The following is a 10,427-nucleotide window of genomic DNA, read 5'->3' as shown; positions in this document are numbered from 1 at the left end:
GTGCTTGGGGTAGCTGGGGGTGGCTGGGGGTGGCTGACGCCGGTTTAGTGGGTGACAGCCATCAGGTCGGCGACGTCATCGGCGATGACGTTGGTGCCGGGGTACAGGCGGACCGACTCGGCGGGAACGATGAGTTTCACGTCTCCGGTGAGCCCGCCAGCTGTGCTGTCGACGATGAGGGGCTTGGGCCCGGACTCCAGGGCGTACCCGTACCGGGATCCGACGCAGGGGGGGGGGAGGATCCGTGCGTTGCGCGCGGTCGCTCCTGCCGGGAGGGCCTTGTCTGGTTTGGCGAGGAACGCCTTTTCGGGCCGGAAGGCCACCGTCACCGCGTCGCCAGCTTGTGCAGGGCCCGCGACGGTGACGTTGATGACCTCGCCGCGCTCTTCGAGCTTCACGGTGGCTGTCACACCGTCGAGGGCGACGACGGTGCCGTCGAGGAAGTTGGAGCGGCCAATGAACGCGGCGACTTCCGCGGTGGCGGGCTGCTCGTAGATTTCGTGCGGGGCTGCGACCTGGAGGACGTTGCCGGCGGACATGACGGCGATACGGTCGCTCATGGCCAGGGCTTCTTCCTGATCGTGGGTGACGTAGACGGTGGTGATGCCAAGATCTGCCTGTAGTTTCTTGAGCCAGACCCGGGCCTGCTCGCGTAGCTTCGCGTCGAGGTTCGACAGGGGTTCATCGAGCAGGAGCACCTTGGGGGAGTAGACCAGCGCGCGAGCCAGGGCGACGCGTTGCTGCTGTCCGCCGGAGAGCTGGTGTGGGTAGCGCTTTTTCAGGTGGGCCAGGCCGACCTTGTCAAGTGCGTCGTGGATGAGTGTTTCCTGCTCGGACTTTGGGACCTTGCGGATGTTCAGTGGCATGGCGAGGTTCTGGGCCAGTGTCATGTGTGGCCAGAGGGCGTAGGACTGGAAGACCATGCCGAGGTTGCGCTCTTCGGGTGGGACGAACTTGTTGGAGGTGTCCTCGACGAAGGTCGTGTCGCCCACGGTGATCGATCCCGAGGTCGGCCGTTCCAGGCCGGCCAGGCAGGCCAGGGTGGTGGACTTGCCGCAGCCACTGGGTCCCAGGAGGGTGAAGAACTCGCCGTCCTTGATGGTGATGTCGACCCCGTGCAGGACGGTGGTTCCCTGGAATTCCTTGCGCAGATTCTTGACGACGACGTCAGGCATCTTTCTTACCTCTCGTGAGAAGGCCGGCAATGCCGACGAATAGTGCGGTGATGAGGATCTGGATGGTGGCCAGTGCGGCGACGGACCCGGTGTTGCCTTGGACCCACAGCTCGAGCATCGTGGTGCCGATGATGTTGGTGTCGGCCGAGCCGAGGAAGATCGCCGGCGAGTATTCCTTGAGCATGACGACGAAGGTGAGGATCATCGCCGCGACGAAGGACGGAGCGAGGAGCTTGGTGAGGATCCGGGTGAAGGTCCTCAGCCAGTCGGCGCCGTTGACGCGTGCTGCGTTGTCGAGTTCCTCTCCGATCTGCATGACAGCCGGGGAGATGGACCCGAACGCACTGGGCAGTGCTCGCAGCCCGAAGCCGATGATCAGCGCCCAGAGCGTGCCCTGAATCAGGGCTCCGGTGTTGAAGGGCATGAAGGCAAAGGCCCAGAACAGTCCCAGACCGATGATTAGGCCCGGCATGGCCTGTGGTGCCAGGGCCAGGTATTCGATGACCCTGCGGTAGCGGAACGTGGATCGTTTGGCGACGATGACGGCAACCAGTGCGAGCAGGCTCACCAGGACGGCGCCGAGGCCGGCGACGATGAGGCTGTTGCGGATGGAGGCGACGTAGACCGGGTATTCGATGATGCGGGCGTAGTTGTCGCTCGTCAGTGAGAGCAGCGGGTTCTGCAGGGGCGTGAAGATGCGGGTCGCTGAGCGGAAGACCAGTCCGAGGATGGGGATGAGAGCGCCGACGACGACGTAGAAGGTGATGCCTGCGACGGCGACCCACTTCAGCCATCCCAGTTCGAGCAGGCGGGGACGGGTTGCCTTACCGCGGACGGACACGAAGCGTTTGGCGTCCTTGAGCAGTCTGGCCTGAACGGCGACCAGGAGGATCGTCACCACCAGGATGACGGTGGACGCGGCTCCGAGGATGCCGTAGTCGGGGTCGATGGACTGCAGGCCGTTCTTGTAGAGGAACGTGGCGAACACGGTGATGCCGACGGGCTGCCCGTAGAGCAGGGGAATGCTCAGGGTTTCGATGGACATGCTGAAGACGAGGATGGAGCTGTAGACGACCGGGGGCCGGAGCATCGGGATGATCACGGACCACAGGATGCGGAACGGGCCGGCTCCTACGGTCTGTGCTGCAGCTTCGAGGGAAGCGTCGGTGTTGCGCAGCGCGTTGGCGCAGAACACGTAGGCGATGGGGGCCAGGGCGACCGCCTCGGTGATCGCCATACCAGGCAGGGTGTAGAGGTCCCAAGGTAGGAAGCCCAGGATCCGGCGGACTTCGACGCTCACGAAGCCCGCCGGCCCGTACATGGTGATCCACCCGAATCCGAGGATCAGGGAGGAGATAAAGAACGGCCACTGCATGGCGATCCCGAAGGCCTTGCGGCCGGGAATATTGGTGCGGACGACCACAATCGCCATGGGAACAGCGATCAGGATCGTCAAGACCGTCGTCATTACCGCGAACAGCGCGGTGTTGAGGGCGACCTGGCCGAAGCCGGCTTCGGTGAACAGCCGGCTGTAGTTCTCCAGGGTGAAGATGCCCCCGGATTCGTACAGGGGCCGGTCGACCATGGACTGGTAGAGGGTCGGGACGACCGGGGCGAGAACGAGCAGCGCCAGGACGACGATGGTGGCCCAGTAGATCACGTTGCTGCGGTCGGCTCCCAGGATGCGGCGGTACCGCGGGGCGGGGAAGTCAGTTCGTGGTGTACCTGAGGCCTGCTTATCAGGCCGGAGTGCGGGTATCGTGCTCATGGTTTCCGGTTCCTTGCGCTGCTCGGGTCGTTACTTGAGGAGGCCGTTCCAGCGGGTGGTGAACGCCTCGACGTCCGCCTCGGGCACGACCTCGTAGGGTGCCAGGATCACGTTGTCCTCACCGACCTCGTCAATGACGTCCTGGTAGGTGTAGGCGAGCTCGACCGACTCGACGCCGTCGCGGTAGGAGGAGAGTCCGCCTTCGAGGACCGCCTGCTGGCCTTCCTCGGAGAGCACGAAGTCCGTGAACAGCTGGGCTGTGGCCTTGTGGGGTGCTTCGGCTGCGATGCCCAGCCCGCGGGGGATGACGACCGTGCCGTCGGAGGGAAGGTTGATGTCGAACAGGCCTCCGCTGTTCTTCACGACGGGGAACGCCGGGGCTGCGGTCACGAGGACACCTGCGACGTATTCGCCGGCCAGGACCTTCTCCGACAGGGTTCCGGAGGACGTCTCGGGCCGTGATGCTGCCAGGATGTCGTCCAGGGAGTCCCATGCTTCGGGCTTGTTCTTGGTGAGGTTGTAGAACATGGTGAAGCCGAAGGCACCGGTCACGTCGCGGACGCCGATCATGTTCTCGAACTTGCCCGGGTCGGCTGCAATCTGCTCCGCGAAGGACGCAAGGCTGGTCGGTTCCTCCTCGAGCAGGGTCGTGTTGTAGGCGATGGTCTGCGGGTCCGCGGACATCGCGACGACGCCGGGGAGCAGCTGAGCGAACTCGGGCAGTTCAGCGATTTCGGGGGACTCGTACTCGAGGAGGGTTCCCTCACGCTCGGCGAAGTCCGCCCAGGCCCCGGTGGCGTTGGAGACGAAGATGTCAGCCGGTGAGCTGCCGGTGGCCTGCTCGCTGAGTGCCTTCTGGAACACCTCGTCGGAGTCCAGGTTGCTGGCGGAGATTTTCGTGACGAAGGGGTACTTCTTCTGGAAGTCGCGGAACAGCGGGGCCCAGTTCTCCTGGTCGGTATTCGAGTAGATCGACAGTTCTCCGCCTTCCTGCTCGGCGGCGTCGATGATGCTCTGATAATCAGCCGGGTAGTACTCGGGGAACTCGCCGACGGCGATGGGGTTCTCGGGAGCCGGGGCTCCAGCGTCTGCTCCGCCGCCGCCGCATGCGGTCAACGAGACGAGCGAACCGACGACGAGGGTGGCAACGGCCAGCCGAGGGTATTTCCGGAATGGCGTCTGCAGGACGGGATGCGATGCCTTCATGGCGGACTCTCCTTTGAGTGATGCGCGGGTTTTGATACTGCCTGCTGTGAGGCGGCTCACATCAGGATGCGTCACAGTGGTCGACCAGTCAACCACCCGACCACTGTTGCTTCAGATTTCTTCGATTCCCATCCGCACCCAGATCACAGCAGGACCCCTGGCAGCTTCAATGGCAGGACTCTCTGGCAGGACTTACTGGCAGGGCGCCTGCGTCGAGTACGTGGGTAGGGCGCGCAGCATCAATATCGGCAACGCCGATGATTTGCGCGTGGCTCTGCGCTATGGAAGTTCCGTCAGCGCCGTCGGGCGCCCGGTGGGCGCTCGGTGGTTGGGGAGGATTTGGCTGTTCGGCCGCAGCCTTTAGCGGTCATCCGCTTCGTACCACTTCGCGGTGAGGTGATCGGCGATGACGCGTCGAATGGTGCCTGAATGGGAGCGTAGGACGATGCTCGAGGTCCTGATGAAGCCGGGGCTGCGGCGGACTCCGGCGAGCAGGGCTCCGTCGGTGATGCCGGTGGCGACGAAGTAGACGTTGTCGCCTCTGACGAGGGTCGAATCGTCCAGGATTGCAGTGAGGTCGTGGCCGGCCGCGCGGGCTGTGGCCCGTTCGCCGTCATTCTGAGGTGCCAAGCGGGCCTGGATGAGACCGCCGAGTGCCTTGACCGCGCAGGCGGTGATGATTCCCTCGGGAGTGCCGCCAATGCCGACGCACATGTCGACGGGGGAGTCGGGGCGAGCGGCGTTGATGCCGCCTGCGACGTCGCCGTCAAGAAGGAGTTCCGTACTGGCCCCCGCGGCGCGGATCTGTTCGATGAGGTCGGCATGGCGGGGGGGGTCGAGAACCGCCACGTGCAAGTCGGCCACAGCAACACCTTTCGCGCTGGCCAGGGCACGGATGTTGTCGCCGATGGGACGCTCGAGATCGATGACGCCATGACCTTCAGGCCCGGTGACGATCTTGTCCATGTAGAAGACCGCGCTGGGATCAAACATCGACCCCCGGTCCGCCACGGCGATCACCGAGAGGGCATTCTGCCGGCCCGCTGCAGTCAGGCTTGTCCCATCGATCGGGTCCACCGCGATGTCGCAGGAGGGGCCCGTGCCGCTTCCCACCCGCTCCCCGTTATAGAGCATCGGCGCCTGGTCCTTCTCGCCCTCACCGATCACCACGACGCCGTCGAAGTCGACGGTGGCAAGGAACTTGCGCATGGCGTCCACCGCTGCGCCATCAGCGGCATTCTTATCACCCTTGCCGATGAAGGGTGCAGATCGGATCGCTGCAGCTTCCGTTGCCCGAACCAGTTCAAGGGCAAGATTGCGGTCAGGATGCTTCAAGAGGGTGCCTTCGTCAATGTTCACCCGCCGATCCTACGCAGAATCAAGCAACTGGTCGACCACTTTGGGACAAGTGGTTGACTGGTCGACCACTTTGGTTCTATCGTCGAACACATGCCTGAACCGGATGGTTGAGGGGCCGGGTCGCCGGGCAATCGGTACCAGTACGTCAAAGTCGCCGTAGGGAAACATCCCTCAATGCAGAGGAGAAACGATGCTCGCAGTCTTCGGATTTGCCACGCTCGTCACATTCATGGTCGCCGTGATGCGAAAGTGGGCCACAGCCTTCGTCGCCATCATCCTGGCCCCCGTTCTTTTCGCCATCATCGCAGGCTTCGGCCCACGCCTTGGAGACATGGTGCTTTCCGGGCTGGAAACAGTCGCACCGACAGCAGTTCTCCTGCTGTTCGCGGTGCTTTATTTCGGCATCATGATGGATGCCAAACTCTTCGATCCCGTGTCGAACCTGATCCTTCGCATCTCCAAAGGCGACCCGGTGAAAATCTGCGTCGGGACAGCGGTGCTGGCACTGCTTGTCGCCCTTGACGGTGACGGAACTACCAGCTACATGATCATCTGCTCGGCTTTCCTTCCAATCTACAAGCGGCTAAACATCAATCCGCTCGTCATCGCGACCATCGCGACCATGTCCCTGGGCCTGATCTCCGGCTCCACGCCCTGGGGTGGAGCTGCGACGCGCGCCATCAGCGTCCTGGGTCTGGATGCCACCGAGTACTTCGTCAGTCTCATCCCGTCCTTGCTCCTCACCTCCTTGTTCATCATCGCGATCGCCTACGTTCTCGGTCTGCGCCAGCGTAAGCGGGTCGATCAGGCTGCTGTTGCCGAACTGGCCGAAGAGCTGCGGACACGCACCGCTCACGCCTCCGAGCGTCCTACCTGGCGCACCTGGGTTAACGCCGGCCTGACCGTCCTGCTGCTGGTCCTGCTCATCTCAGGGGTGGCACCCCTGGTCGTGCTGTTCATCGGTGGGTTCGTCATCGCGCTGCTCGTGAACTACCCCAAGCTCTCCACCCAGGGAGAACTCATCCAGCGGCACGCCGCCAGCGCCGTCCCCGTAGTCATGCTCGTCCTCGCGGCAGGCGTCTTCACCGGAATCCTGTCGGACTCAGGCATGATCCAAGCCATGGCCGACACCCTCCTGAGCGTCGTCCCTCCTTCCCTGGGCGCACTGATCCCACTGTTCACCGCAGTGATCGCCATCCCACTGGGCTTCTTCATGTCCAACGACGCCTTCTTCTTCGGCATCCTGCCCGTCCTCTCCGAATCCGCCTCCCAGTACGGCATCCACCCGAACGAGATCGCCCGGGCCGGCGTCGTCGGACAGATTTCCCACATGATCGGCCCCACCTCAGCTCCCCTCTGGGTCCTGCTCGGGCTGCTGAAAAAGGAACTCGGCGAGTTCCAGAAGTTCGCGATCCTCTGGGTCGTCGCAGGCTGCTTCGCCTTCATCGGCTTCCAGCTGCTCACCGGCTCCATCTCGCTGACTTAAACCCCTGTTCCTACCCACAAACCCCGATGTTCTGGCCCGTCAATGAGGTTGGGACGATTGATAGAGAGAAGGTCCTCTTGTGAGTAACGCTAAGCAGTACCAGTTGGCTGTGTTGATGGGTGACGGTATCGGCCCGGAGATCGTGCCGGCGTCGGTGAAGATCATCGATGCTGCGGTGAAGGCCGCCGGTGTCGCCCCGATCCAGTGGACGGAGCTGCCGCTGGGCCGGGAAGCGATTGACACGCATGGCAAGGCGACCCCGGATGAGACCCTGGCCGCCCTAGACACTGTGGACGGGTGGCTGTTGGGCCCGCACGACAGCGCAGCGTACCCAGAACCGCACCGGTCGATGCTGAACCCTTCGGGCACGATCCGTAAGCACTTCGGCTTATTCGCGAACATCCGTCCCGCGAAGGCGTTCCACGGCGGCAACGCGATCGTCGAGGGCACCGACCTGGTCATCGTGCGGGAGAACACCGAAGGGTTCTACGCGGATCGCAACACCTTCGCCGGGACCGGCGAGATGATGCCGACCCCGGATGTGGCGATCATGCACGGCATCATCACCCGGGCCGCGACGACCCGCATCGCCCACGAGGCGTTCAAGCTCGCGATGAAGCGCGACAAGCGGGTCACGATCGTGCACAAGGCCAACGTGCTGAAGATGACCACGGGCCTGTTCCGGGACGTCTGCCGCGACGTCGCCAAGGAATACCCCGAGGTCAGCGTCAACGACTTCCACATCGACGCCGCGACCGTGCACCTGGTGCGCCGGGCCGACAAGTTCGATGTCATCGTCACCGAGAACATGTTCGGTGACATCCTCTCGGACCTCGCCGGTGAAGTCGCCGGGTCGCTGGGCATCGCACCGTCGATCAATTCCTCGGACAAGCAGGCCATGGCGCAGGCCTCGCACGGCAGCGCCCCGGACATCGCCGGCCGCGACATCGCGAACCCGATCGCGATGATCCTGTCCTCGGCGATGCTGCTGCGCTGGCTGGGCGCGAAGTTCGACGACGACGCGGTCCTGAAAGCTGCGGACATCGTGGAGAAAGCCACCGAGCTCGTCGTCAGCGAAGGCACCATGACCCCCGACATGGGCGGCACCGCCAGCACCTCCGGCTTCGCCGACGCCGTCGCTACCGCCACCACCCGCATCTAACACCCACACCGCAACACAGCACACCAGCACCTGCCGGACGTCAGCCCTGGGTTCACCACGCACGAGAATCCAGGGCTGGCGCCCCGACATCCACCAGGGAAGCCCGACGCCGGGCTTCGCACCCGCACACCGGGTGACCACCAGAACGGATCACACGCCATGCTTGGAGTCATCGCCGACGATGTCACCGGAGGTACTGATGTGGCCCTGTCCTTTACGAAGGCCGGCCTGTCGACCCTTGTGATCTTCGGACAGCCCCAACCGACAGATGCGGTCGCTGACCATCAGGTCGTCGTGATCGCGCTCAAAACCCGCACCATGGCACCAGCGGAAGCCGTCGGCGAATCACTCACCGCAGCGACCTGGCTGCAGGAGCACGGAGCGACGCAGCTGTTCTTCAAATACTGCTCCACCTTCGACTCGAGCCCAGCCGGAAACATCGGGCAGGTAGCCGATGCGCTGGCTGCCTGCCAACAATTTGGTATCACGGTCATCGTTCCAGCCCCCCCCCAACCCCGCCGCACCCAATACATGGGGAACCTCTTCGTCGCCCAACAGCCACTAGCCGAATCGCCGATGCAACACCATCCGCTGACTCCCATGCGTGACTCCAACGTTCTGCGCTTGCTCTCGACTCAGACCAGTAGGCCCATCACGCTTATCGACCACGACGTGGTCCGTGCGGGCTCACCTGCAATACGGCAGGCACTGGATAATGCCGCTGCCGCGGGAATCCGCTACGCAGTCATCGACGCCATCACCGACGAGGACCTCGAGGCCGTCGGCGCAGCGTGCCTCAATGACCGGTTCCTTACAGGGGCTGCAGGACTGGCAGCAGGACTCGGAGCTGCCCTGGCCACAACAAACGGTCGGCAGGCGACCCACCACGACCCGGTAGGTGCCGTGCCGGCGGCAGTTCTCGCTGGAAGCTGCTCGGCACGCACCCGCGAACAGGTCGCCTACATGCGGGACCGGGAACCGTCCTACTTCCTCGACGTCCGGGCAACACCTGACCCTGCAGCCCTCGCCGCCGCAGCACTGACCTGGTTCGACACCCTCACACCCGGTAGCGTCCCACTCATCTACTCCACGATGGACCCCGCACGCCTGACCGAAACCCAGCAACACATAGGAGTGGCGCGCTCCGCCGAGATCCTTGAAACAGCCACCGGAATCATCGCCCGTGGCCTCCACGACCGAGGTGTGCGCCGCATCATCATCGCCGGCGGGGAGACCTCCGGCGCCGTCGTCGACGCCCTCGACATCCGCGGAGGCATCATCGGACAGGAAATGGCCCCCGGAGTGCCCTGGATCTACACAACCGAACCCCACCCAACAGCGCTGCTGCTCAAATCCGGTAATTTCGGGGAACAAGACCTCCTCGTCCGCGCCGCCCGAGCCATGCCCCCCACTAAGGCAACCAATGAAACTGCTGATGAGACCGCCACTGCGGCCAGGGAAGCCACCACAGTCGCATGAGCACACGCATTCACCCGTCCTGTCTGACCGGTCGGCACCCATCACGGCGCGACGACCACCTGACAAGCACCGTCTCAAGCACGGTCTTGAGCACACCCGACCAGTCTTCGTACGCCGTCCCATCCCGACCGTGACGAACCCACCACAACTCCTGGAGGCCACCGATTTGAACAATGACCAGCAGCTCCGCGACAGCATCATCGAAGCTGCCCGCTCGATCTTCGATCGCGGGCTCACCCACGGCCGCACAGGAAACATCAGCGTCCGTTCCGGTGACGCCATCCTCGTCACCCCCACCGGCAGCAGCCTTGGCACTGTCCAGGCGGACGAACTCTCCCTCATTGACGCCAACGGTAAGCACGTTGGTGGAGCGAAACCATCCAAGGAAGCATTCCTGCATGCCGCGGTTCTGCGCGCACGTCCCCAGGACTCCGCGGTCGTCCACACGCACTCGACATACTCAGCTGCCGTGTCATGCCTGCAGCACACCGACACGAGTAACGTGATCCCACCCCTGACCGCGTACTTCGCCATGCGCGTCGGACGTCTACCCCTTCTGCCCTACCACGCCCCGGGAGACTCCGGACTGGAGCAACTCGCAGAAGACACGGCGCGCGAGAACCTCGCGATGCTCCTGAGCAACCACGGCCCCATTGTTGCGGCCAAGGACGTCCCCTCCGCCCTGGATGCTCTGGAGGAACTCGAAGAGACGGCCAAGCTATACCTGCTCCTGCACGGGCACACGACACGACCACTCACTACGGAGCAAGCCGCAGCCCTCGCACCCTGAAG

General features: G+C 63.9%; 8 protein-coding genes. 4 read left to right on the top strand and 4 right to left on the bottom strand.

The genetic code is table 11. From position 1 onward, the window contains the following. Positions 1 to 44 precede the first annotated feature (44 nt). The 4 genes from AC792_RS00635 to glpX all read right to left on the bottom strand — a co-directional run bounded on the left by AC792_RS00635 (position 45) and on the right by glpX (position 5,508). The gene (locus AC792_RS00635) at positions 45 to 1,175 is read right to left on the bottom strand and encodes an ABC transporter ATP-binding protein (RefSeq protein ID WP_049828670.1); all 1,131 of its coding nucleotides are present in this window, start codon (positions 1,173 to 1,175) and stop codon (positions 45 to 47) included. Then, positions 1,168 to 2,943 (bottom strand): ABC transporter permease, encoded by a 1,776-nt coding sequence (locus tag AC792_RS00630; protein WP_049828669.1) that lies wholly within the window; start codon positions 2,941 to 2,943, stop codon positions 1,168 to 1,170. Before AC792_RS00630 ends, AC792_RS00635 begins: the two co-directional genes overlap by 8 nt. A gap of 30 nt (positions 2,944 to 2,973) precedes the next feature. Continuing rightward, positions 2,974 to 4,149 carry an ABC transporter substrate-binding protein gene (locus AC792_RS00625; RefSeq protein WP_049828668.1) on the bottom strand — a complete coding sequence of 392 codons (1,176 nt, stop codon included), beginning with the start codon at positions 4,147 to 4,149 and terminating at the stop codon, positions 2,974 to 2,976. Positions 4,150 to 4,509: 360 nt separating this feature from the next. Next, on the bottom strand, positions 4,510 to 5,508 hold the full coding sequence (glpX, locus tag AC792_RS00620; RefSeq protein WP_049828667.1) for a class II fructose-bisphosphatase: 999 nt from the start codon (positions 5,506 to 5,508) through the stop codon (positions 4,510 to 4,512). A gap of 190 nt (positions 5,509 to 5,698) precedes the next feature. Between glpX and AC792_RS00615 the strand changes: the two genes are divergently transcribed. The 4 genes from AC792_RS00615 to otnC all read left to right on the top strand — a co-directional run bounded on the left by AC792_RS00615 (position 5,699) and on the right by otnC (position 10,425). Then, positions 5,699 to 6,994 (top strand): CitMHS family transporter, encoded by a 1,296-nt coding sequence (locus AC792_RS00615; protein WP_049828666.1) that lies wholly within the window; start codon positions 5,699 to 5,701, stop codon positions 6,992 to 6,994. Positions 6,995 to 7,109: 115 nt separating this feature from the next. Beyond that, entirely contained in the window at positions 7,110 to 8,156 is a 1,047-nt protein-coding gene (locus AC792_RS00610) for an isocitrate/isopropylmalate dehydrogenase family protein (RefSeq protein WP_049828665.1), read from the top strand. A 159-nt stretch (positions 8,157 to 8,315) separates the two neighbouring features. Next, positions 8,316 to 9,635 (top strand): 3-oxo-tetronate kinase, encoded by a 1,320-nt coding sequence (gene otnK, locus AC792_RS00605; protein ID WP_082177222.1) that lies wholly within the window; start codon positions 8,316 to 8,318, stop codon positions 9,633 to 9,635. Between the two features lie 130 nt (positions 9,636 to 9,765). Continuing rightward, on the top strand, positions 9,766 to 10,425 hold the full coding sequence (gene otnC, locus AC792_RS00600; protein ID WP_235436283.1) for a 3-oxo-tetronate 4-phosphate decarboxylase: 660 nt from the start codon (positions 9,766 to 9,768) through the stop codon (positions 10,423 to 10,425). Positions 10,426 to 10,427: the final 2 nt, after the last annotated feature.

The sequence above is a fragment of the Arthrobacter sp. RIT-PI-e genome, assembly GCF_001187915.1.
Classification (GTDB): Bacteria; Actinomycetota; Actinomycetes; order Actinomycetales; family Micrococcaceae; genus Arthrobacter_D.
This window is presented reverse-complemented; position numbering and strand designations above follow the sequence as displayed.